This window comes from Mucilaginibacter sp. NFX135 (assembly GCF_048565145.1).
In the GTDB taxonomy this organism is placed as follows: domain Bacteria; phylum Bacteroidota; class Bacteroidia; order Sphingobacteriales; family Sphingobacteriaceae; genus Mucilaginibacter.
In genome coordinates this window covers 771,075-795,680 of record NZ_CP183412.1, presented here as the reverse complement: position 1 = coordinate 795,680, position 24,606 = coordinate 771,075, and the positions used below count along the sequence as shown (strand labels likewise).

At 42.7% G+C, this 24,606-nt stretch carries 23 protein-coding genes and 1 riboswitch; of the genes, 5 read left to right on the top strand and 18 right to left on the bottom strand.

Features of this window, described 5'->3' with window-relative positions; all coding sequences use genetic code 11:
• Nucleotides 1-17: 17 nt before the first annotated feature.
• Nucleotides 18-1,010: an L-histidine N(alpha)-methyltransferase gene (locus ACNURT_RS03525; protein ID WP_419700565.1), complete on the top strand. Its 993-nt coding sequence runs from the start codon at nt 18-20 to the stop codon at nt 1,008-1,010.
• A gap of 160 nt (nt 1,011-1,170) precedes the next feature.
• On the opposite strand, the gene ACNURT_RS03520 is transcribed toward ACNURT_RS03525, so the two are convergent.
• Nucleotides 1,171-1,992 (bottom strand): phytanoyl-CoA dioxygenase family protein, encoded by an 822-nt coding sequence (locus ACNURT_RS03520; RefSeq protein WP_419700564.1) that lies wholly within the window; start codon nt 1,990-1,992, stop codon nt 1,171-1,173.
• Between the two features lie 126 nt (nt 1,993-2,118).
• On the opposite strand from ACNURT_RS03520, the gene ACNURT_RS03515 reads away from it, so the two are divergent.
• Entirely contained in the window at nt 2,119-3,015 is an 897-nt protein-coding gene (locus tag ACNURT_RS03515; protein ID WP_370997325.1) for an AraC family transcriptional regulator, read from the top strand.
• Between the two features lie 11 nt (nt 3,016-3,026).
• Here ACNURT_RS03515 and ACNURT_RS03510 read toward each other — a convergent pair whose 3' ends face one another.
• The 16 genes from ACNURT_RS03510 to ACNURT_RS03435 form a co-directional block, all read right to left on the bottom strand.
• Nucleotides 3,027-3,680, bottom strand: a complete 654-nt coding sequence (locus ACNURT_RS03510; protein WP_370997324.1) for a response regulator — start codon at nt 3,678-3,680, stop codon at nt 3,027-3,029.
• Nucleotides 3,681-3,865: 185 nt separating this feature from the next.
• Nucleotides 3,866-4,648, bottom strand: a complete 783-nt coding sequence (locus ACNURT_RS03505; RefSeq protein ID WP_419700563.1) for a sensor histidine kinase — start codon at nt 4,646-4,648, stop codon at nt 3,866-3,868.
• Nucleotides 4,624-5,259 carry a hypothetical protein gene (locus ACNURT_RS03500; protein ID WP_419700562.1) on the bottom strand — a complete coding sequence of 212 codons (636 nt, stop codon included), beginning with the start codon at nt 5,257-5,259 and terminating at the stop codon, nt 4,624-4,626. Before ACNURT_RS03500 ends, ACNURT_RS03505 begins: the two co-directional genes overlap by 25 nt.
• A 40-nt stretch (nt 5,260-5,299) precedes the next feature.
• Complete coding sequence (locus ACNURT_RS03495; RefSeq protein ID WP_419700561.1) at nt 5,300-5,815, bottom strand: hypothetical protein; 516 nt, start codon at nt 5,813-5,815, stop codon at nt 5,300-5,302.
• Between the two features lie 412 nt (nt 5,816-6,227).
• Nucleotides 6,228-7,184 carry a methylenetetrahydrofolate reductase [NAD(P)H] gene (gene metF, locus ACNURT_RS03490; RefSeq protein ID WP_419700560.1) on the bottom strand — a complete coding sequence of 319 codons (957 nt, stop codon included), beginning with the start codon at nt 7,182-7,184 and terminating at the stop codon, nt 6,228-6,230.
• Nucleotides 7,185-7,221: 37 nt separating this feature from the next.
• Complete coding sequence (locus ACNURT_RS03485) at nt 7,222-7,416, bottom strand: four helix bundle protein (protein ID WP_419700559.1); 195 nt, start codon at nt 7,414-7,416, stop codon at nt 7,222-7,224.
• Nucleotides 7,334-7,600: a four helix bundle protein gene (locus tag ACNURT_RS03480; protein ID WP_419700558.1), complete on the bottom strand. Its 267-nt coding sequence runs from the start codon at nt 7,598-7,600 to the stop codon at nt 7,334-7,336. The genes ACNURT_RS03485 and ACNURT_RS03480 overlap by 83 nt, the downstream gene beginning before the upstream one ends.
• 30 nt (nt 7,601-7,630) lie before the next feature.
• Nucleotides 7,631-11,320: a methionine synthase gene (gene metH, locus ACNURT_RS03475; protein ID WP_419700557.1), complete on the bottom strand. Its 3,690-nt coding sequence runs from the start codon at nt 11,318-11,320 to the stop codon at nt 7,631-7,633.
• 163 nt (nt 11,321-11,483) lie between these two features.
• Nucleotides 11,484-11,595: riboswitch (SAM riboswitch) on the bottom strand.
• Between the two features lie 414 nt (nt 11,596-12,009).
• Nucleotides 12,010-12,741 carry a Bax inhibitor-1/YccA family protein gene (locus tag ACNURT_RS03470; protein WP_419700556.1) on the bottom strand — a complete coding sequence of 244 codons (732 nt, stop codon included), beginning with the start codon at nt 12,739-12,741 and terminating at the stop codon, nt 12,010-12,012.
• Between the two features lie 439 nt (nt 12,742-13,180).
• Nucleotides 13,181-14,170 (bottom strand): YihY/virulence factor BrkB family protein, encoded by a 990-nt coding sequence (locus tag ACNURT_RS03465; RefSeq protein ID WP_419700555.1) that lies wholly within the window; start codon nt 14,168-14,170, stop codon nt 13,181-13,183.
• Nucleotides 14,171-14,510: 340 nt separating this feature from the next.
• Complete coding sequence (locus ACNURT_RS03460; RefSeq protein ID WP_419700554.1) at nt 14,511-15,191, bottom strand: M15 family metallopeptidase; 681 nt, start codon at nt 15,189-15,191, stop codon at nt 14,511-14,513.
• Between the two features lie 10 nt (nt 15,192-15,201).
• Entirely contained in the window at nt 15,202-16,431 is a 1,230-nt protein-coding gene (locus ACNURT_RS03455) for an alanine dehydrogenase (RefSeq protein WP_370997307.1), read from the bottom strand.
• A 146-nt stretch (nt 16,432-16,577) separates the two neighbouring features.
• Nucleotides 16,578-16,994 (bottom strand): tRNA (adenosine(37)-N6)-threonylcarbamoyltransferase complex ATPase subunit type 1 TsaE, encoded by a 417-nt coding sequence (gene tsaE / locus ACNURT_RS03450; RefSeq protein WP_419700553.1) that lies wholly within the window; start codon nt 16,992-16,994, stop codon nt 16,578-16,580.
• A 125-nt stretch (nt 16,995-17,119) separates the two neighbouring features.
• Nucleotides 17,120-18,100, bottom strand: coding sequence for an alpha/beta fold hydrolase (locus tag ACNURT_RS03445; protein ID WP_419700552.1), 981 nt, complete (start codon nt 18,098-18,100; stop codon nt 17,120-17,122).
• A gap of 319 nt (nt 18,101-18,419) precedes the next feature.
• Nucleotides 18,420-20,936: a TonB-dependent receptor gene (locus tag ACNURT_RS03440; protein ID WP_419700551.1), complete on the bottom strand. Its 2,517-nt coding sequence runs from the start codon at nt 20,934-20,936 to the stop codon at nt 18,420-18,422.
• Nucleotides 20,937-21,005: 69 nt separating this feature from the next.
• Nucleotides 21,006-21,335, bottom strand: coding sequence for a hypothetical protein (locus ACNURT_RS03435; protein ID WP_419700550.1), 330 nt, complete (start codon nt 21,333-21,335; stop codon nt 21,006-21,008).
• A gap of 262 nt (nt 21,336-21,597) precedes the next feature.
• On the opposite strand from ACNURT_RS03435, the gene ACNURT_RS03430 reads away from it, so the two are divergent.
• From ACNURT_RS03430 to ACNURT_RS03420, 3 genes are all read left to right on the top strand, one after another.
• Nucleotides 21,598-21,945, top strand: a complete 348-nt coding sequence (locus ACNURT_RS03430) for a hypothetical protein (RefSeq protein ID WP_166092174.1) — start codon at nt 21,598-21,600, stop codon at nt 21,943-21,945.
• A gap of 146 nt (nt 21,946-22,091) precedes the next feature.
• A complete protein-coding gene (locus tag ACNURT_RS03425; RefSeq protein ID WP_419700549.1) occupies nt 22,092-22,778 on the top strand; it encodes a peptidylprolyl isomerase in 687 nt (228 codons plus the stop codon).
• 155 nt (nt 22,779-22,933) lie between these two features.
• A complete protein-coding gene (locus tag ACNURT_RS03420; protein WP_370997298.1) occupies nt 22,934-23,701 on the top strand; it encodes an exodeoxyribonuclease III in 768 nt (255 codons plus the stop codon).
• A gap of 270 nt (nt 23,702-23,971) precedes the next feature.
• Here the strand turns inward: ACNURT_RS03420 and efp are convergent, their stop codons facing one another.
• Nucleotides 23,972-24,535: an elongation factor P gene (gene efp, locus ACNURT_RS03415; protein WP_419700548.1), complete on the bottom strand. Its 564-nt coding sequence runs from the start codon at nt 24,533-24,535 to the stop codon at nt 23,972-23,974.
• Nucleotides 24,536-24,606 lie beyond the last annotated feature (71 nt).

Sequence of the window (24,606 nt, the reverse complement as noted above, 5' to 3'; positions counted from 1 at the left end):
TGCATAAATACGGAGATATGGACTCAACCTTAGCGCACACGGAATTGAACGACCCATCAAAAACAAAAACGAACTTGTTTTATAATGATGTGATAACCGGGTTAAAATCAACACCCAAGCGGTTAAATTCAAAATATTTTTATGATGCCAATGGCGATAAGCTTTTCCAGGAGCTTATGAACAGTCCGGAATATTATCCGACGGACTGTGAGCTGGAAATATTCTCTGAAAAAACTGCCGAAATCGCGGACGCTCTTATTGCCGATGGCGATGCTTTTGATCTTATCGAATTAGGTGCAGGTGATGCCACCAAATCAACTTATCTGCTTAAATATTTACTGGAGAAAAAGGCTGATTTCACCTATTTGCCCATCGATATCTCTGAAAATGTAATAGGGTATCTGAACATGACTTTGCCAGTTACCTTACCAGGCTTGCAAATTACGGGGCTAAACGGCGAATATTTTCACATGCTCACCAAAGCCGCTACCATTTCTTCCAGGCGCAAGGTGGTTTTGTTCCTCGGATCAAACATTGGCAACATGCCTATAAGCGATGCTATTGAATTTTGCAGGGAGTTGCGTAAACATCTATCACCCGGCGACATGGCCCTCATCGGGATGGATCTTAAAAAAGACCCCAAAGTGGTACTGGCTGCTTACAATGATAAAGAAGGTATTACCAAACGGTTCAACCTGAATCTGTTGGAGCGTATTAACCGTGAGCTGAACTCCAATTTTGATGTTTCTAAATTTGAACATTACCCTACCTATGATCCCGAAACAGGAGCCTGCAAAAGCTATCTGATCAGTACCGTTGATCAGCAGGTAACTATCAATGGTAAAGAAACCATCTCGTTTTTAAAGGATGAGTATATCTATATGGAGATATCTCAGAAATTCACCATTATGCAGGCCGATCAAATAGCTATCAATACAGGCTTTGTACCGGTAGGGCAATTTTTCGATACCAAAAAATGGTTTATTGACGCTATTTGGGTAGCCGCCTAATTGTTTGAACAGCCTGGCCATTTTATCGTAAAGGTGGGTTTACATGGTTTACACTTTTTATGGCTAACATTTATATATATATAATTGATATCCATTTACACATAATGGCTTTAAAGTGCAAACCATCTTATAACCAGGAAAATCATGGCCAGATAAAACATTATAATAGTTTCGGGTTCAGTTCCGAGTCTATCAGGCCACCTATAGGTTTGCCCATGAGCCATTTTTCATGGTCATTTTTTTGCCATTCGTTTTTATAGGGGGTTATCCGGGCTCCGTCGGCCACATAAATAATGGTCATTACCTCACGCATCTGACCAGAATTATTACCCGGCGCGTTGTGTATGGTAAAACCGCGGTGCCAGGTAGCATCGCCTGCCTTCATGGCATTAGCCCTACTGATTTCAAACCCTTTTTGCTTTACATAATCATCAAACAAGGTTTCCGATTCATCCGAAATTTCATGATTAAAAACAGCGCCGTTAACATATGATCCTGAAGCAAAAGTTAACATGCCCATATCCACATCAATATCAACCAGCGGCATCCACATGGTTACCGTATTATGGGTATCAATTGGCCAATAGTACTGATCCTGGTGCCATGGAGTAGGGCCACCGCCAGGCTCTTTAAACAAAGCCTGATCATGATATATCCTCACATTGTCAACCCCCATCAAATCGGCAGCTATTTTGGCCATTCGTTTGGCCGTAACAAACTTTTTACTGGGCTCATCAACCTGCCACAAATTCATGATCTGTAAAAATGCCTTCCCATAGGTATCCCTTTCTTCCAGTTTGCGTTTCTCCGTATTATATCTTTCCGCGGCGCCCACGATCACAGGTCGATAGGCATTTATTTCTTCTTCAGAAAGAATATTCTGAATTAATGTATGCCCTTTTTTTTGAAACTCTTGCTTGTTTTCATCTGGCAATTTCTTAAAATCATCCAGCTCAGGCAGATAGGTAAATGCACTAATCATAATTTTATTAGCTTTTTTTTCAAAGGAAGCTTATCTTTATATAAAAAAAAATGAAATGAATGGCAGGAAAGTGGCGTATATTATCCACTCATCAATAAAATTCATTACTTTACGTTAATATTTGCAATGATCAAAGCCTCTTACGAAGTCCTTCAGCCCGCGAACAGTCAATCATTCCTTGTCAGAAAGTTTGATAAACTGGCATTTGACGCCCCTTACCATTTTCATGAAGAATACGAACTCACATGTGTTATAAGAGGCACAGGTAAACGCTACGTAGGCAGCCACATGGAAGATTTTGTTTCCGGCGACCTGGTATTGCTCGGCCCCAATTTGCCGCATTGCTGGAAACTGGAATCCGGAGAAATATCTATTGAGGACGCCAGCGCCATAGTGATACAGTTTAACGACGCTTTTTTGGGCGATGAGTTTTTTAATAAATTTGAACTACAACATATTAAGCAACTTTTTCAAAAAAGCGCCAGCGGCATTTTATTTCACTCTGATACCCAGAAAGAAGTAAAGGAGCTTTTGCTAAAACTGGCTGATGAAAAAAGTAACTTCCGGATATTGATATCCCTGCTGGAAATACTGCAGCGCATGGCCTCATCCGAGGAATATATTCTGCTTGACCAGCACAGGGTGATAGCAGAACGCTCCCTGGCCGAGCGCGAGCGGATAAACCCGGTATTAGCCTATCTGGTTGAAAATTTCAGGAAACAGGTTTCATTAGATGCCGCGGCAGGTATAGCCAACATGACCACCAACGCGTTTTGCAAGTACTTTAAAAAGGTAACCCGTAAAACATTTATGGAAACCATTATTGAGTACAGACTCAACTATGCCATACAACAGTTGGTACAAACAGACAAGCCCATATCAGAAATATCATTTGAAAGCGGTTTTGGCGATGTATCGCACTTTTATAAAATGTTTAAGGCTAAAATGCACCTGAGTCCGCTTAATTACCGCAAAAGGTTTATGCGCAACCTGCTCAACGACGGCAAAAAACTATCAGCTTAACACCAGAGGCGCTATACACTGATTATACCACGCTTAATAGCGTATATAACCAGGCCCACCAGGTTTTTTGAGCATGTTTTTTCAAACAATCGTGCCCGATATCCTTCTACGGTTCGCACGCTCAGGAATATTTTATCGGCTATTTCCTGGTTGGAGTATTCCTGGCAAACCAGTTTCAACACCTCAATTTCTCGTTCGTTAAGGTCGGCTTTATTATTAGGGAGGTTATCGCCGTGCTCATTAGTAACCAGTTGTTTGATCAACGTTATAGACAGGTGTTCATTAAAATAAAAACCCTTGTGATATACCGTTGATATAGCTTCTATGATCTCCTCCGGCTCAGCATTTTTAAGGAGGTAGCCCGATGCCCCGGCTTTCATCATATCCACAATATATTTGTCTTCATTAAACATGGATAGCGCCAATATCTTGATGTGCTTATAATGTTGATGCACATAATCAGCGGTTTGAATGCCATCCATTTCGGGCATCTTGATATCCATCAATAATACATCCGGCGATTTATCAACTAATAAACCCACCAGTTCTTTGCCATTTGATGCTTCCAATATCAGGTCAAAATCTTCACAATCTTCTAACGTTGCTTTTAATCCGTTCCTGAAAATTTTATGATCATCAATAATGCCTAATTTTATCGTACTCATTGTGTAACAAATAGTTGGCTAATATAGCAAATAGTTAGTATCAAGTATCACGATTCTCCGCGGCTTTAAAACAAATATACCTTATAATCAACATATTAGTATCAAGCATTACGATTATTAGCGACTTTATATACAGCACCATACAAGAATGTCTTGATACTTGATACTAGCGACTTGATACCAAATTATGCTATTTTTAATTTTATAGTGGTAAATGTGCCGGCCGTGGGTTTGCTTATAATGTTAATTTCGCCGTTGATGAGTTGTACACGGCTTTCCAGGTTCTTGATACCAAACCCTTGTTTTACTTCAGTTAGCTTAAACCCAACACCATTATCCTTAAATTCCATGATCATAAAATCGCCTTCCTGCTTTACCGAAAGGTGGATAATGGTGGCATCGGCATGTTTAATGGCATTACCAAAAAGCTCCTGGGCTATGCGGTATAACGCCAGCTCAACTTCATTTGGAAAGCGCTGATCGGCTATTTTTTTTTCGAACCTTACTTTGATACGGGTGGCCTGCTCGACTTTATTGCCCAGGGCTTCCAGGGCTATCAAAAAACCATAGTCGGTAAGCACGGGGGGCAAAACGTTGTGGATAATGTTGCGTATTTCCTGGATACTTTCGTCAATAAGTCTCCGGGTATCGGCCAGCAGGGGCTGGGAACTTTCGCTGATGCAATTTTTATCCAACCGGTGCATATTAAGCTTAATAGCTGATAATACCTGCCCCACACTATCATGCAAATCTTCGGCAAGGCGCTTGCGTTCGCTCTCCTGTGTTTCAAAAACAGCGTTCATCAAATCGCCTTGCCGCTGATCATGCAGCGTACGTAATTCTACCTGATTCTTTATCATTTTACGCTGATAAATGATCACGAAGAAAAACAAACAAGTAATTAATATAACAACCACCAAAGTCCCGATAATGAGTACCGGGATCAGGTTGTTTTCTGTGGCTTGCAAAATAATCCTACTGAATATAATATGTTTGCTATTATGTTAGTTATGCTGTTAATGATATAATAATTGGGCCGGTCATCAAGCGGTATTTGTGTAAATATCATGAAAAGAAAGATATTTACTGCATAATATATCAGAACCCCCGCATTTATCCAGAAAAGCCCTTGCTTTTCAATATCAACAAATTTTTCTGGATTCAGTAGTTGATAAAAATAAGTCAATGATAAAAATATAAGTAAAATACCCATCGCTGTTTTTGAAACAGAAGGATATTCTTGCAAGTTCAAACTATGATATAACGCTATAATTAAAGTAATTGTGGAGAGAGCGATAGTAATCTTCTTTAAAACCGGTTTTAAGAATAACTTATAATAAATAACCGTGAAAAACGAAACCGTTACTATAATATTGATATGAATAGACGGCATGTTGTTCTTCGCATGGAACCAATGTGGTAAAATCCACATAATCGGATCAAACAGAGATTCAACAAGAAAAAAGGCTGCGGCTATTTTTAATACATTATCAAGATATTTGTAATTATATATTGCTGCAATTACAGGAAAAAAACCTGATATTGTAGAAACAATGACCAATGTAAGATCGATAGCCATACCTTAGGGTTATAGAATATTTATCAAAATCCTCAAATAATCAACCGCCAGTCAACTTGTTTTTTGGGCAACCTGTTGAGCCTGGACAAGGATATGAATCATCGCCCAAAGAACTATCATCTTGCGCTGCCATCAATTTAAATGTCTTTACGTTTGTTGAAAAAGTGGTAGACATAACGGTTTCGCCTTTCATATCATGCGGCAGCATATCTTCTCCGTCTTCGGTAACACCCGATATTACAAAGCGCATATCGCCATCAGCATGAGCAATGGTTTTAATAAAAAAGTTACCTATGGCCACAAAAAAGCGCTGAAAACCGGTTAACTGTTGCCTGTTTGCATAATAAATACGCAGAGCAAGACAGCCCGGCTGTGCAAGGATCTTATTGACAATAACCTGCCCGAAAAGTTGAGAAATAGCAGCCCCTCTTGGACTACGATGCCTGTGATTGGCTGTGTATAATGCAGCATCATCAAGGCTTATAACGGCGCCTTCGTTGCCGGTGATAACACCTCTTGCTTGTTGTGTTTCTGTTGCTGTAGTTGTTGTTTCCATGATTTTAATTAATAGGGTTTGGGATTAGATGATAAAACTAACATTAATTAGTAATTTATTCAACAAGTTGAGGTTGAGACCTAAAACTTATCCCCTTATTAATAACCATGTAACAATCTCATAAGCAGCAAATAACGAATTTTAACCAGGCAAGAGACGCTCTAATATCACGTAATTTTACGTGTTAAAAACTGTAATATTACGCAGGGGTATATTATATGCATATATCATGCAATATAAAGTATTTATGATAAACACTTATGCAATCGATGCAACAATTATTAACAATACTTAGTAAGCAAACATTGTTAATATTAAATTTATTATTTAGGTTTATCATAACTATTAACTGATCTTATAAAATAAGGGGGCCGTATTACTATGACCCCTTTTACATTTTATAAGTCTTATATTAAAATATCGCCTCGGCAATACGCCTGGTTGGGCCAGCGTTGCTCATGGTATAAAAATGCAGTACAGGTACGCCAAATTTCACCAGCTCTTTACACTGGTTAATCATCCACTCAATACCCATATCTTTTACATCTTTTTCCGATTTACATCCATTAATAGCATCGCACAGATCCTCAGGCATATCAATATGGAAAGTTTTGGACAGGTTAACCAACTGCTTTGATGTGGTGATAGGTTTTAAACCCGGTATAATAGGCACATTAATGCCGTTGGCGCGGCAGTTGTTTACAAAATCAAAATATTTCTGATTATCAAAAAACATTTGGGTAACAATAAAATTGGCGCCCATATCTACCTTTTGTTTCAGGTATTTAAAATCGGTTTTCAGGTTGGGGGCTTCAAAATGTTTTTCGGGATAGCCCGCCACCCCAATACAGAAATTAGTTTTGGCGATGTTATCATAATCCTCATGCAAATAAATACCGTTGTTCATGTTCACTACCTGCTGCAGCAGATCGGTAGCATAAGCATGACCATTGGGAGTTGGTACAAAGGACGAATCGCTGTTGCGAGCATCACCTCGCAATACCAGGACATTCTCTATACCCAAAAATTCCAGTTCGATGAGCGCGTTCTCCGTTTCGTCGCGGGTGAAGCCACCACAAAGCAAATGCGGAACGGTATCTACCTTATACCGGTTCATGATAGCCGCGCAAATAGCAATAGTGCCCGGGCGTTTGCGATAGCTCAGTTTCTCCAGCAAACCATTGGGGTGCTGCTTATAAATATAATCCTCACGCAACGAAGTCACATCAATAAACGGCGGTTTAAATTCCATTAAGGGGTCAATAGCATTGTAAATGCCTTGTATGCTTTGTCCTTTTAAAGGTGGTATCAGTTCAAAAGAAAAAAGTGTTTTACCGTTTGCGTTCTTGATGTGGTCTGTAATTTTCATGGGGCGGGTTGCGAGGCTCGGGTTGCGTGAAGCCTCCCTATTTTGTTAAATTTGATTTATAATAATTAATAAGACCTGCTAATAATCTTCTTACTTTTTCGAGTTGAGTTAATAAAATATCCAAGGTCTCTTTATCTATAAAATTAAGATCAAAAGAAAGGTAAAATTGTGTTTCTAATTCGTAGGCAGAACCTCGGGCGATATAAAAAAAACTGCAAAGAATCCTTACCATGGTTTCTTCCTGAACCTTCCGCGATATTAGATGGAATAGAAATTGCCGCACGTTTTATTTGCGATTGTAGAGCAAAAATTTCATCTTTTGGAAACTTGCTCATACTTGTATAAACAAGCTTAGCTAAAACTCTAGCTTCTTTCCAGGCATCCAGGTCGGTATAAATCATTCTGTCTTTTTCCACGAACCCCGCAACGCGAGCCTCGTACCTTATTTAATAGTTAATATTTGGACCAAGCCAACGTTCAATCGTTTCGAGATCCATGTTCTTACGAGTAGCATAATCTACTACCTGATCTTTGCTGATCTTGCCCAGGCCAAAATACCGGGCTTGTGGATGCGCGAAGTAGAAACCGCTTACGGACGCCGCCGGCATCATGGCCAAACTTTCGGTGAGGTGCATGTGGGCATTGTCTTCGGCTTTTAACAGCTCAAACAAAGTGGTTTTCTCAGTATGATCGGGACAAGCGGGATATCCAGGTGCCGGACGAATACCCTGGTATTCTTCCTTAATCAGGTCTTCGTTACTTAAACGCTCGCCCTTTGAATAACCCCAGTGCTCTTTGCGCACCAGTTCGTGCATCTTTTCGGCGAAGGCTTCTGCAAGTCGGTCAGCAAGGGCTTTGGCCATTATACTGTTATAATCGTCATGATCGCGCTCAAATTCGGCTACCAGTTCATCGCAACCTATACCTGTTGTAACGGCAAAGCCCCCCATATAATCGGGCACACCGCTTTCTTTTGGAGCGATAAAATCTGATAGCGCATAGTATGGCTCGCCTTTCATCTTTTCGGTTTGCTGGCGCAGGGTATGTATACGGGTTAACAACTGTGAACGACTTTCATCAGTATACAGTTCAATATCATCACCTACGCTGTTGGCCGGCCAAAAACCGATCACGCCGCTGGCTTTTAATAGTTTGTGATCCACTATTTTTTTCAGCAGTTCCTGCGCATCATCAAATAGTTTTTTAGCTTCATCGCCCACAAACTTATCGGCAAATATTTTCGGGTAGCTACCGCGCAGTTCCCAGGTATGGAAAAACGGCGTCCAGTCGATATAGGGCACCAGCTCTTCCAGCGGGTATGATTCAAATACTTTTGTACCGGTGAATGTTGGTTTTATAGCCACGTCGCCATCCAGACTGATCTGGAATTTTGATTTACGGGCATCATCAATGGTTACAAAACGTTTGTCTGATTTTTTGTTCAGGTGCGCTTCCCGGGCTTTGGCATACTCTTCCTTAATACCCTGAATATAGGCATCTCTGTTATCCTTACTCATTAAATTGCTGCACATGGTAACACTTCGCGAAGCGTCTATACCATGTATCACCGGTCCGGAATAATTCGGATCAATCTTTACCGCCGCGTGTATCCGCGATGTTGTGGCGCCCCCTACAATCAGCGGAATAGTAAAACCGTTCCGCTCCATTTCCTTGGCAAAATGCACCATTTCATCCAGCGATGGGGTGATCAGGCCACTTAATCCTATAATATCTACATTCTGGGCTTTGGCCTCCTCAATTATCCGCTGGGCTGGAACCATCACCCCAAGATCAATGATCTCGAAATTATTACAAGCCAAAACTACACCCACTATATTTTTGCCGATATCATGCACATCGCCTTTAACGGTGGCCATTAATATTTTACCTGCATTGGCTCGGTTATCGCTTGAATCTTCGCCGGCATCAATAACCCGTTGTTTTTCGAGTTCGATAAAAGGCAGCAGATAGGCTACAGCCTTTTTCATCACCCGGGCCGATTTTACTACCTGGGGCAAAAACATTTTACCGGCACCAAACAGGTCGCCCACGATGTTCATGCCATCCATCAGTGGGCCTTCAATCACTTCCAACGGTTTGTTGTAAGCCAAGCGGGCTTCTTCCACATCGTCATCAAGGTACTCGATGATACCCTTTACCAATGCGTGTGAAAGCCGCTCCTGAACGGTACCTTTGCGCCATTCTTCGTCGCGCACCACTTCTTTGCCTTTACTTTTAATGGTATCGGCGTATTCTACCAGGCGTTCGGTGGCATCATCTCGGCGGTTAAGCAATACATCCTCTACCAGTTCCAAAAGGATCTTATCAATTTCCTGGTAAACCTCCAGCATACCGGCATTCACAATCCCCATATCCATACCCGCCCTGATGGCGTGATACAGAAATGCCGAGTGCATAGCCTCGCGCACTACATTGTTACCCCTAAAGGAGAACGAAATATTACTTACCCCGCCACTTACTTTTGCATGAGGCAGATTTTGTTTTATCCAGCGTGTGGCTTCAATAAAGTCTACAGCGTAGTTATTATGCTCTTCGAGACCGGTGGCTACGGTTAATATATTGGGGTCGAATATAATGTCCTGTGGAGGGAAACCCACTTCATTCACCAGGATATCATAGGAGCGTTTACAGATTTCGATACGACGCTGCAGGGAGTCGGCCTGACCGGTTTCGTCAAAAGCCATTACTACTGTAGCGGCACCATAGCTTAATATTTTACGGGCATGCTCTTTAAATTTATCTTCACCCTCTTTCAGAGAGATAGAGTTCACGATGCCTTTGCCCTGGATACATTTTAAGCCAGCTTCAATAACTGTCCATTTAGAGGAGTCGATCATGATGGGCAGCTTGGCAATATCAGGCTCAGAAGCTACCAGGTTCAGGAATTTCACCATCACCGCTTCCGAATCGATCATACCCTCATCCATATTGATATCGATCACCTGGGCGCCGCCTTCTACCTGTTGCAGGGCCACGGCCAGGGCCGCTTCATAATCTTCGGCCAGGATCAGTTTGGAGAATTTAGGCGATCCGGTAATGTTGGTACGCTCACCCACGTTCACAAAAATACTTTCAGGAGTTATAGTAACGGCTTCCAATCCACTCAGGCGCAAATGCGGTTCAACCGTTGGAACTATTCTTGGCGGGTATTTGGCCGCCTTTTCGGCGATACATTGAATATGCTCTGGTGTAGTACCACAACAACCGCCTACAATATTTACCAGACCGGCTTTTATAAAATCGTCGACCTGATGGGCCGTTTCGTGCGCAGTTTCATCATACTGACCAAACTCATTGGGTAATCCAGCATTTGGATAAGCAGATATAAATACATCAGCTTTTTCGGAAAGCTCGGCCAGGTGAGGGCGCATTTCTTTGGCACCCAAAGCGCAATTTAAACCTACCGAAAGCAGGTTGGCATGCCGTACCGAATTCCAGAAAGCCTCAACCGTTTGGCCAGACAGCGTACGACCCGAAGCATCGGTTATAGTACCAGAGATCATGATAGGCAAATACTTACCCGACTCATTTGCATAGCGATTGATGGCAAACAATGCCGCTTTAGCATTCAGCGTATCAAATATGGTTTCTACCAGCAGCAGGTCGCTCCCGCCATCAACCAAGCCACGCACCTGGTCATAATAGGCATCAGCCAGGTCATCAAATGTTACTGCCCGATATCCCGGATCGTTTACATCGGGCGATAGCGAGGCGGTACGGTTGGTTGGCCCGATTGCACCGGCCACAAAACGGGGTTTAGCCGGATTTTTGGCGGTATACTCCTGAGCCACTTCACGGGCCAGGCGTGCGCCTTCATAGCTCAGCTCATAGGCCAGCTCTTCCAGCTTATAATCTGCCAGGGAAATTACTTGCGTGCTGAAGGTATTCGTCTCAATAATATCAGCACCAGCATCCAGGTATTCGGCATGTATGGCCTTGATAATATCCGGGCGGGTGATGTTCAAAAGGTCATTATTTCCCTGCAGATCAGAGCTATGATCTTTAAAACGCTCGCCACGAAAATCCTGCTCGGATAATTGGTACCGTTGTATCATGGTACCCATTGCCCCGTCAATTACCAGTATGCGTTTCTCTAATTCTTTTCTAATATCCATGTTGGTATCAAGTAGCTGGTATCAAGTATCAAGTACCGAAAATTCAGCGCTTGATGGTAGTATAGCAGGGATAAAGACAGAAGCTGTCTTACTACTTGCTACTAAATACTTGATACTAAAAAAATACAGCTTATCTCGAAAAGTCGGGTATGTGACTGACTTTCGCTTATCTTTCCCAACCTATTGTGTATTTGTTGAGTAGAATGTAGCACCTTGTATAGTACAGGTTGCTAAGACATCGCAGGGTCTAATCCCTCCGCCTTTCTCTATAAGCAATGCAAAGGTGCACAATAAAGCTTTAATATGCAATAGTTTTAGCCCGCCAATTGTGTACTTTATACGTGTTTACAATTGCATGAATATTCAGGGGTACGACATTAGGCATTATCTGATGGAAACAAGCCGGCGGACGAATGGAAAAACTTTTTAAACCTTAAATTTTAACACTTTTCGGACTAAAATCGGGGCAAAATCAACTCAAAAACCATTTAAAACGCGCTCAAAACCATCGATTTTAACACTTTTTAACAAATTTTTGATGGGTTTTGAAAAGTTTAAAAAGTTTTAATTTATTGCCTGTCAAATAACAAAATACCAAACGATTGATTTTGGGACCCGGCTTTACTTTAACTAAACAGCCCGGCTCTCTTTTCAGAGAGCCGGGCTGTTGTATACTTTTTTGTTAGCTATTATCTTCTTCTGCCGAATAAACGCAGAATCATCAGAAAAAGGTTGATGAAATCAAGATATAAGGTTAAGCCGCCCATCAATGCCATTTTTGAGGCCGATGCATCACCGTATTCTAAACCTGCGCCAATACGTTTTAATTTCTGTACGTCATAAGCGGTTAAACCTACAAATACAGCTACACCTACATAGCTAATGACATAATCTAAGCCACTGCTGTGCATAAACATATTAAGTAAAGATGCTACGATAATACCAATCAGTCCCATCATCAGGATTGGGCCATATTTGGTCAAATCGGTATTGGTGGTATAACCGGCGATAGCCATTACACCAAATACTACCGATGTGGTAATAAATACGCCTAAAACTGAGCCAGCAGTAAAAACCAATAATATATAGCTTAGGCTAATACCCATTATTGCCGAAAACGCAATAAACAGGAACGCTAACACTCCGTAAGATAGTCGGTTAAAACCAAAAGAGATGATCAATACGAATGCAAGCGGTGCAAACATTGTAATAGTGCCTAAACCGGTATTACGGCCTGTGGCCGGATCAATAAGCATATTAAGCAGGGCCTGGTTCTGTGAAAACAGAAATGCACAAACAGCAGAAAGCCCCAGGGCAACAAACATCCATAAAAACACATTGGCTATGAATTTACGCGATGCGTCTGTTTCGTTTAATTGTATTACGTTTTTATAAACGTATTCAGGATCTTTAGTTTCCATTTTATATTAAAATAAATTAATACTCAAATTTACGAATAAAATGTGAATATCTGGTGAAGGAGTAGGGGGAGGAATAGAGTCAAGATGTAAGAGTCAAGAGCCCGGAAAAAAAACCTTGGCGTATACCCGCTCTTGGCCGCGGGAGGACCAGTTACTTTTGTCGCCACAAAAGTAACCATAAAGGCTTTCAGCAGAAATGCTTCTTTGCCGCACTATGCTTTTACCCTGCAAATCAGCCAGAACCACGGGCTGCTAAACCTTACCCCTACTTCGTTCGCTCATTATCCCCACTTCAGGTAAGGTTCGCTATGCCCCTGCAGCCGCACAGGCCACCATTGTTCTGCCCGTTTTCGTCCGAAGCTTATCTGCTGACTGGGGAAGAAAAAACACTATGGGCTTGTTTTTGTCTTTTTCCTTGCTCCCAAAATCCATGCTCCACCTATCCTTGCTCCTTGCTCTCCAGATCCTTGCTCTTTTTCACCAGCTCCGGGTTTTGAGCAGGCAGGTTTTTTACATGCCGTTCTACTTCCGTTTGTTGTACGTGCACGGCGTACTCCGCAGGTTCAATATGGCTGCCGATAGCTTCGGCATAAACCTGGGTAAACTCCGCGCCGATGTATAATATTGCCGATGTATAATAGATCCACACCAGGATAACGATGAGCGAGCCTGCGGCACCATATACCGATCCTTGCGCGGTATACTGGATATATAGCCCTATCAGATATTGCCCCAGCATAAACAACAACGCGGTAAAGAACGCGCCGGTACGTACATCCCGCCACTTTATTTTCACATCTGGCAAAAATTTAAATATGATACCGAATAAAACCGAGATCACAATCAGCGTTACACCCAGGTTAACACCCTGCACCAGTAATTTAGTGAACTTTAATACAGGCAAAAACTCCTCTATTTTACTTCCTGCGGCATCAATAATAAAGTTAACCAGCAACGATGCCAACAGTAAAAACCCCAAACTGATAATGAGCGAAAACGATACAAAACGGTTCCGGAGTAATTTGATCCAGCCGCTTTTGGGTTTGGCCTTAACGCGCCATATAATGTTTAATGAATCCTGTATCTCCACAAATATACTGCTGGCGCCAACCAGCAAAGTTACAATGCCTATTGCAAAACCAAACCCGCTTTTGCCATTCAATTTAAGACTTGCTACCGCACTATGGATCTGATTAGCCGCATTAGTACCTATATAGGTGCCTATTTGCTGATATAGCGTATCTGTTTTGGCTATGGGGATTAAACCAACTACCGCGATGACCAGAAAGAGCAGCGGCGCTATGGAAAAAATGGTATAATAAGCTAATGACGCGCTCAGTTTTAAGCCGTTATCGCCTATAAAACCGTTAAAGGTAGCTACCAGTATTTTCCATAATCGTTTTAAATGTTCTTTTCTGAAAAACCTCATTAGCGCTTATTTTAATTGACCTGTTAGGGAGTAAGGATTTTGCGAGCAAGGATCAAGGACCATCTAAGTCTTTATTTCTTGCTCCAAATGCTTATTCCTTGCTCAAAAACTTTATTCGTGTCTGCTTAATTTTGATGTATCGAATTAATGCTTAGCAATTTTAATGCCTTCTTTGGAGTAAGGATTTGGGGACTTTTGGATTGGGGACTTTAGAACAAGGATTTGGGGAATAAGGACAGGGGAAAATCTTTTCCTATCCTTGCTCTTTGTTCCTAAAATCCTAAAGTCCTTGCTCCATAAATCCTTGCTCCTTGCTCCCAAAATCCTTGCTCCCAAAATCCTATAGTCCTGAAAATGGAACATCAAGCAATTCGTAATTAGCCCAGCCATTAAAATCATAGTGCCACCACTCGGTGTTCAGCACTTTAAAGCCATGGGCCTGCATTATTGTTTTTAATAATTCGCGATTGTCTAACTGTTTTTTGCTGAGGGCAGGATAATTGGCCGCGGCTTTTCTACTAAAGCTGTCAAAGCTGGTAGGCATATCCAGTTCTTTTGCTGTTTTCAGATCGATCAGACTCAGGTCGACCGCGCAACCCCGGTTATGTTTAGAGCCCTTGCGCGGGTCGGCTACAAAATTGGTATCGCTCGTCATCTCATAAAATTTAACGGTAACCGAGTACGGGCGGTAAGCATCATAAATTTTAAGTCCCAGGCCACGGGTTTGCAGATCGGTCTCTACCTGCTGTAAAGCCTTTACAACGGGCAAGCGGGCATAAGCTTTTGCCTGCCGATACATGCGCCTATGCATAAAGTTATTGGCGGTGGCGTACCTGATATCCAGCGCAATTTGCGGGATGTAACGCTTTATCTCCACCAACTGCTTATCGGGATTAGCTTTTACCTGTTTTTTATACCGGGCCGGGCCGCTTATTTTGGCACTGTCAATATATTTATAATGCTGCGCGCTGGCACTTGCACCTGTTAAAACAAAAAACAATACCATGATATAACGGTGCATAGGATAGGGTTTATCGGTGCGATACGATAAGCAGGTCCAGGTCTTTACATGGGATGGTGAATCGCTCGCCGATATGCTTATTGGTCAGATGTCCATGATAAATGTATACCGCGTTACGTACACCCGACTTTTGCCATATCACGTTTTTAATGCCGCCCTGGTCGCCGATATCCAGCAGTATGGGGGCAAATATATTGGTAAGCGCGTAAGTAGCCGTACGGGCCACCCGCGAGGCTATATTGGGTACGCAATAGTGGATAACATCGTGCTTACGGAATACGGGGTGGGTATGGTTAGTAACCTCTGATGTTTCAAAACAGCCGCCCTGATCAATGCTGACATCGATGATCACCGAATCGCGCTTCATACGGCTTACGGTGGCTTCGGTAATAATACACGGGCTTCGCCCGTCTTCGGCCCTCATGGCTCCAATGGCTACGTCGCAGGTAGTAATGGCTTTTTCGAGCACAATAGGCTGCACTACCGAAGTAAAAACCCGGCTGCCAATGTTATTTTGCAACCGACGCAGTTTGTATATAGACGGATCAAAAACCTTCACTTCGGCGCCCAGGGATATGGCAGTACGGGCCGCGTATTCGCCAACCGTGCCCGCTCCCAGGATCACAATCTCGGTAGGGGGTACGCCGGTGATGCCGCCAAGCATCAGGCCTTTACCATCAAACACATTGCTTAAATATTCAGCTGCTATTAATATGGATGTAGCGCCAACAATTTCACTCATAGCCCGCACTACGCTCAGGGTATTACCCTCATCGCGTAAATGTTCAAAGCTAAGCGCGGTAATTTTTTTGGCCATCAAGGCATGCAGGCATTCTGCCTTGAGCGTAGCCAGCTGCAAAGCCGATATCAGTATTTGCCCGGCCTTCATCAGCTCAATTTCGGCCATTATGGGGGGCGCTATTTTGATGATGATATCGGCATCATGATAAACCGATTTGGTATCGTACACAATCCGGGCCCCTTGTTCGCTGTAATCTTTATCCGAAAAATTGGCCGCCTGCCCCGCGTTACTTTCCAAAATAACATCGTGCCCGTTATTCACCAATAAAGCAACCGAAAGCGGGGTCAAGGGAATACGGTTTTCCTGGAAAGATACCTCTTTTGGAATGCCGATGTATAATTTGTTCTTTTTGTTTTTAACCTCCAGCATCGACTCCTGAGGCTGCATCATTGCCTGCTTGGCAACGTCAGAAAACCCACTGTATATCCCTGAACTCATGATGTTTTAATTGTGGCTGATGAAGATAAAAATAATTATTGATTTATTGAATTGGCGAATTAGCGAATTCGATTAATTATTGAATTACTGATTTAGTGATTTTTTTAAAGTCCAGAACCCATCTCCACATTCATTTTCACTTTTTACTAAAAATTCTCAATAGTAACGTCTCGTGAGCCATTATTCAAAGCCTTGATACTGATGCTGGTATAATGGAATGGCAGCAGGTCGGGTATTTTTTCGGGCCACTCAATAAAGCAGTAAGCGCCGGCATAAAAATATTCTTCGTAACCCATATCCAGCGCTTCTGTTTGGTCTTTAAGCCGGTAAAAATCAAAGTGATAAATTTTATCCTTGGGCCCCTGGTACTCATTCACAATGGCAAAGGTAGGACTGGTAACCGCGTCGGCAGTGCCTAAAAAACTGCACAGGCTTTTGATCAAGGTGGTTTTACCGGCACCCATATCGCCATAAAAAAGAAAGATCCTGTTATTGGCCGCATGGGTTATGATCGTTTCGGCGGCGGCAGGCAGATCTGCCAGTGATTGAACAGTTAAGAGCATTTAATTTTATTATTTACTGGTCTGTCATCCTGAGCTTGTCGAAGGATCGCGCGTAGAAGCCCTCTGCTCCATGGTTCGACAGGCTCACCATGACACCCTTCTTTTATTTTATCCTTCAAAAATAATTAAATATTATCATCCAGCGCTTTTAAAAACTTTTCGGGCACTTCAATATGTGGTATATGCCCACAATTATCAAACTCTATGAGTTTGCAGCCCGGTATTTTTTTTGCGGTTTCGGGGCCTAATATTTTGTATTGCCCGTGTTTCGCTTTTTCAGCATTGCTTAACAGACCCTTGCCTACAATGGTTTTATCTTCTTTACCGGTAAACAATACGACAGGTACTTTGATGAGACTAAACTCATAACAAACCGGCTGCTCATATATCATTTCAAAAGTAAGCGCGGCCACTTTAGCATAACGCGGAAAATCGGCGCTTTTACTTACGCCCGATCCTATTTTAACCAGGTAATCATACTCCGGTTTCCAACTGGTAAAATATGATGTCTGGTAATATTTTTTTACCGATTCAAAGGTGGTTTTCAACTCTGTTTTATAATCATCTTCGGCGCTTTGGTAAAGTACAAACGTGCGGTAATCTTCCAGACCAATGGGATCTTCCAGCAATAGTTTTTCCACCCGCTCGGGGTACATTAAGGTAAAACGGGTTGCCAGCATACCACCCATGGAATGGCCCAGGATGGTTACTTTCTGCACACCCAACGTATCGAGCAGGTTTTTATTAAAGCGGGCCAACTGGTGAAAGCTGTAATGGATAATAGCCTTTGACGATTTTCCGAAGCCGATCTGATCGGGCACGATGACGCGGTAACCTTTAGCGGTAAGCGTCTTGATCACGTTTGTCCAGTAATACCCACCAAAGTTTTTGCCATGAAATAAGATCACGGTTTTGCCATTGGCATTAGCCGGTTTTACATCCATATAAGCCATGCGGATATCCTGACCTTCTACCTTAGTGGGCATAAAGCTTACCGGGTAGGGATATTTTACATTTTCGAGGGTGATGGAAAGCGTATCCGGCTGCGCATGTACAACAGCTGATATAGTGAGTATGGTGAATAGTAGGATGATTTTTAAGCGCATGAGATTAATACGATTGAGGTGTGTAATTGTTTAAGGGATTGGGTCAGGAAAAAGTCATTATGATTTCAGGAGAAGATGTTCTTCTGACAGAAGAAATTATTAAGTCATGTCATTGCGAGGAGGTACGACGAAGCAATCTCCTCGCGTTCTCACCCATAAAATAGCTACGAGATTGCCACGCTGCGCTCGTATGACATAATCTTTATTTATTATTAAAAGCCTCCTCTCCGCGCGAAGCGCAGGCGGGTGAGTCGACTCCAAACAAAAGAGGTCCTGCTTTGCCAGCAGGGCCTCTTTAAAATCATATATATAAAATAACTTATGATGATTTTTTACCGGTGTTAAAGCCAAACGGCACAACCACCTTAAAGCTGATATTGCGGCCCATATTAAAAATACCATGATTAATACCATCGGGGGCAGTAGGATTGCCGAAATATTTAAGCCGGCTCATGTTCGACTGGTAATTTATATTAGCCAGGTTGGTGCCTTCAATAAACAGTTTAAGCACAGGCTGACCAGATTTGTTGACAATGTTACCACCAAAGCCCGCGCTCAACAGATTATAACCCGGTGTAGCAGTCTCTGTACCGTAAGCGGAAAAGAAACGGTTTTGGGCGCTGTAATGATCAAAGCCAACAAAAACATACAGGTTTTTAAAGTCGCCAAAGCCACCGTTAAACGCCCCGCGCAGCTCTGAGTGGGTATGCAGTGGTGGAATGAAGGGTAAATATTTTAAGCTATCAGCCACCGGACCACCATTACCTTTGTTTTCACCATAAGTTAAGCTCAATGAGTTTTCAAAGTGTAACCATGGCAGTGGGTGCAGGTCGACGTTAACTTCACCACCATAGATCCTGGCTTTGCTTTGTACATAAGTGAAAGTATTATAACCTTGGGTGATCACCGGGCTGCCATCAGGATTCAATTCCTGCTGTTGGAATATATAGTTCGAAATTTCATTATTAAACAACTCTACACTGGCCGAGATATTTGGCAATGTTAAAAACGCGCCGATATCCTGTTGAAAACTGAACTCCGGCTTAAAGTTCTTGTCGCCGACGTGGTAGATCTGTGATCCAGGATCGGGACCATTGGCAGATAACTCGGCAATACTTGGCGTCCTGAAACCACGGGCAAGATTAGCCTTCACCAAAAACTGGTCGGACACATTGTAGGTTGCACCAAAGCTACCCGAAAAACCTGTGAAAGTTTTGCTCAAGGCATCAAATTGTGATGTAACATTGGGGGCAGTGGTAGGGTTAGGGCCTTTATATAATTGCGGAAAGCCATGCGGACCACCAATAGTATCTACATAAGCGGCATCGCCTGTGAAAGAACGTGAATCAAAACGGGCACCGGCAGAAAGATCAAGTTTGCCAAAGCTTTTCTTGATCACAAAGAACGGACCGATATCAAACTGATGATAGGCCGGAATAGGGAAATCGGTGGCGCCGTCGATGGTATTTTTACCATACTGACCATTTACACCAAATGTGGTTTCATAATCATCGCCGATGTTAAAATTGTATTTAACATCATAGGTGTAAGTGTGCAAATGCAGGTTTAAGCCTGGGATATCTCCATATTCAGGATGGGTATACTCGCGTCTGTGACTAAGCTGATAGCCCAGGTTAACCAACAGGTTACCACCACCTAAAATAAAGTTACTGTTGTTATAGATGCGGTAAAGCTGAACGCGTTGATGTAGGGTCGGGATGCGGTAGGAGTTTAGTTCAGATTCCGGAACGATAGCAGTGGCACCGTCTTCGGTTATTTGCTTGGTGAATTTACGGGTAAGCGAGTCGCGGCTGCCATCCGGGATATCCTGTTTATCGTCAAAAACCGAAGCATGTAAATAAGAGTAGCCCCATGATTTATTCAAACCTACCATTACCCGTGCATCTTTTTCCTGATAACCGGTAGCATATACCCGGCCATCTTGCTGGTTCTGGTAATTTTTGGCTTCCTTGGCAGATACTACCGTTCCCCAAACCAATCCGTTCTGGTTGCCCTGCAGCCTGAATGATCCGTTGAGCAGGCCCTGGTTGGTACCATAAATACCTTGTACCGAACCTAATATTTTACCTTCGGGAACAGGAGCTGGCGTAATCAGGTTAACCACACCGCCAATAGCGTCGGAGCCATAGGTTAAGCTGGCGGGTCCTTTGATGATCTCTACACGATCTATTGAGTTTTGATCAACTTCAATACCGTGCTCATCGCCCCATTGCTGGCCTTCCTGCCGGATACCATCCTGTAAAGTAATTACCCGGTTATAACCCAGGCCATGGATGAACGGCTTGGATACGTTTGGCCCGGTAGTAACCGCGCTTACCCCTGGCAGGGTAGCAATCTGATCAATAATATTACCCGAAGCCGCGCGTTGTTCCAAGTAGGCTTTGCCTACGGCTATCATAGGCACAGGACTGCGTTTTATCTCGGTAGCTTTACTTACACCGGTCACCACTACTTCACCTGCCTCTAATGATGAGGCTTGCAGTTTCACATCAAACACAGATGTTTTTGAAAGATCAACCTTTTGGTTAAAGGTGGCATAACCCAGATAGCTTACCTGTAACAGGTAAACGCCGCGGGGCACATGGTTTAAAACATATTTACCATTTGCATCGGTAATGGCACCGGTATGCAGATCGGGGATACTTACGGTAGCGCCAATAACAGGCTTACCGTCGGCCTTATCGGTAACGGTACCGGTTAATGTACCTGCAGCTTCTTCAACGGCTGCGTTTTTTGTTGTAATTGTATGGGCATTGGCAAAAGCAGAAAAACCTATAACAAGCAATAATAAGCTACTAATTAGCTTTAATTTCATAATAAAAAAATTTGGAGATCAATAAATACCACACCAATGGTGGCGCTATTTTGCAGGAAAAAACTAATATTATGAAAGCACTGGAGGGGCACGACCGGCCGCCAGTACAAGTGCAATGCTTACAAAGTCATAGTCGCTGGCTTTAAAAAAATGCGGGGTAGCTACTTGTGGCACTAAATAAAATGCCTGATCAATAACGGCAGCCTGGTGATACATGGCATCGCACAGGTAACATTTTTCCTTAACGGCTTGTTGTTGCTGATGATGATCATGAGCGGCGTAAACCGTTCCGGTTGTTTTGGCAAGCAGGTGCTGGTGAGTATAAACAACATATTGCCCGGCTATAAAGCAAATAAGCAATAGCCAGGAGTATAGGATATGTAATTTGTTTTTCTTCACCTTAAATATCTTTTCTCAAAGATCATGCAAAAGTAGTTAATAAAATGTTAAAAATAATGCAACATTGTAACATTAATGATAATCGCATATCAGTTGATGGTTCATAGTTCATAGATCATGGGAAGCTAATGGTTCATGGATAATGGTTTATGGTAAGAATTTATAGTTTATTGATCTTTTAAACTCATGCGTACTATTTGCCATTACTCTTTTACCATGATCTATGAACTATCAACTATGAACTATTCTTATCTTTGCCCATATGACACCTGCCGAAATTAATGTGAAATGGGATGCGCTGCAGCAACGTATTGCCCAGGATTTTGATAACGAAAAGCCCGATCTAAAAGTAATGCTGTTTTTAATTGGTGTGCAGGAATTGGGCCAGGGACCGCGCAAATTTAGCAAGCGCCAAAAGGAAGAGCTGATGCATATTGCCAATTGCCGCCTTTTTAGTATGCTGGGCTTTTATGAGCTGGAAGGCCTTGACCAGGACGGTTGGCCGCATTGGAAAAGAGTTAAAGTGATACCCAACTATACCCTGCTTGAACAGGAGATGATCCTCAAATCATTGATGATCAATTATTTTGAGGAGTTGGAGGGAAATTAGATGCTTTTTGCGGCTTCACTGCAAAAAGCGTAAAAACGTAAAAAATAACGTCATTGCGAGCGTAGCGTGGCAATCCCTAATATACAGAGCGGCTCTACAAATCGGAGATTGCCACGCTACGCTCGTACTAACCGATCTAACGATATATGAAAAAACTCTTTACTATAACTTTGCTTCTGCTAAGCGTTGCCGCATTTGCGGGGCCACCCAAAAGCCAGTATGTGCGTATTAAAACCAGTTATGGCGATTGTATCATCCGCTTATATAATGAAACACCTCTGCACCGGGATAATTTTATAAAACTGGCTAAAAAGGGTTTTTATAATGGCACTTTATTTCATAGGGTGATACAAAATTTCATGATCCAGGGCGGCGATCCCGATTCTAAAAAGGCGATACCCGAATTGGAACTGGGCGATGGTGATGTGGGTTATACGGTACCTGCCGAGTTCAGGGACAGCTTGTTCCACAAACGTGGGGTATTGGCTGCCGCGCGCGATGAAAACCCCAAAAAAGCATCAAGCGGATGCCAGTTCTATATCACCGAAGGTAAACGTTTTACTGATGGCAAGCTGGATACGCTGGAGAAAACCCGTTTAAAAGGCCGCAAGATACCGGTATGGCAAAGGGAGTGGTACAAATCTGTAGGCGGAGTGCCACATCTGGATCAAAATTATACTGTTTTTGGTGAGGTGATTTCTGGTATAGACATGGTAGACCGTATTGCAGCCGTAAAAAAGGATGAATGCGACCGTCCACTTACCGATGTACCGATGACGGTAGAAGTGCTCAGTAAAAAGGAATGCAGGCAATTGGATAAAATTCTGCGCTGATATCGGATTAGGGATTTTTAATTTACTGACGGGTCGACAAATTCTAAATTACGTGCTTAATCAGTTAAAATCCGAAGTCGAACATCCCAATTCCGAAATCAAAATATCGTACTTTAGCAAGTCAAAAAATCCCAAATCGAACATCCTAAATCAAAATGAAAATAATCACCTATAACGTTAATGGTATCCGCTCAGCTATCAACAAAAACTGGTTGGCCTGGCTGCAGGCTACAGATGCCGATGTGGTTTGTTTGCAGGAAATTAAAGCAACCCCTGATGTACTAACTGACCTTGGACTGGTAGATCAGCTGGGCTACAAACATTATTGGTTCCCTGCCGAAAAAAAGGGCTACAGCGGTACCGCTATTTTTAGCAAGCTAACACCTAAACATATTGAATATGGCTGCGGCATCCCTGATTTTGACCGTGAGGGTCGTTGTATCCGTCTTGATTTTGATGAAGTATCTGTCATGAGCGTTTATTTTCCGTCAGGTTCAAGCGGCGATGAACGCCAGGTGTTTAAATATCGTTTTTTAGATGAGTTTGGCAGATATCTTACCCTACTTAAAAGCCAATACCCCAAACTGGTGGTATGCGGCGATTATAATATTTGTCACCGCCCCATTGATATCCATAACCCAAAATCAAACGCCAACTCTTCCGGCTTTTTGCCCGAGGAACGCGAATGGATGGAGAAATTTATTGAAGGCGGATTTATCGATACCTTCCGTCATCTGAACAAAGAACCGCATAACTATACCTGGTGGAGTTTCAGAGCGGGTGCAAGAGGCAAAAACTTAGGCTGGCGTATTGATTATGCCATGGCCAGTACCGAACTGGAAGCCAACATTAAACGCGCCGCCATTTTACCCGAAGCCAAACACTCCGACCATTGCCCGGTGCTGCTGGAGCTGGAGTTTTAGCCCCCGGCACCCTAAAGGGGGAGCTCTTTGATGTGCAGATTTCAGATGTGCAGATGTGCAGATAACCCCGGCACCGCTACCGTCATTACGAGGTACGAAGCAATCCCTGATAAGCAGAGCGATTCTGTATAGCATAGAGATTGCTTCGTGCCTCGCAATGACGTGGTGGGACAAGTATAAAAAAAGAGGCCCGAATCGGGCCTCTTTTTTTTATACTGAAAATGTAATATGCAAATCAAAAAGTTCCCCCTTCAGGGGGTTAGGGGGGGCTTACGCTTTCACACGCTCTACGTAAGTGCCTGTAGCGGTATCTACCTTTACTTTATCGCCAATGTTGATGAACAATGGTACACGGATCTCGGCACCGGTTTCAACCGTAGCATTTTTAAGGGCGCCGCTTGAGGTATCACCTTTAACAGCCGGTTCGGTGTAAGTGATTTCCAGCTCGGCAGATCCTGGTACAGAACCCATGATCGGTTCATCACTTTCAAAAGCCACAATCACATTCATGCCTTCTTTTAAAAACTTAACCGCCGGACCAAATAATGATTTTGGTACGCTATGCTGATCATAAGTAGTATTATCCATTACTACCAATGAGTCGCCCTCGTCATATAAATATTGATAATCGCTTGTTTCAACACGGGCAATATCTACTTCTTCGTCGGTACGGAAACGGTATTCAACCAGCTTTCCTGATTTTACGTTACGCATACGGGCCTGGTAAAATGCACGTAAGTTACCTGGTGTACGGTGTAAAAATTCTTCAACCTGCACTAATTCGCCGTTAAAGCGAAGCACATTTCCATTTTTAACATCTGATGCTTTAGCCATAAAATAATATTGAGCCCGCAAAATTAGTTATTAGATGTGAGATGTTAGATATGAGATTTGAGATTTTTTTT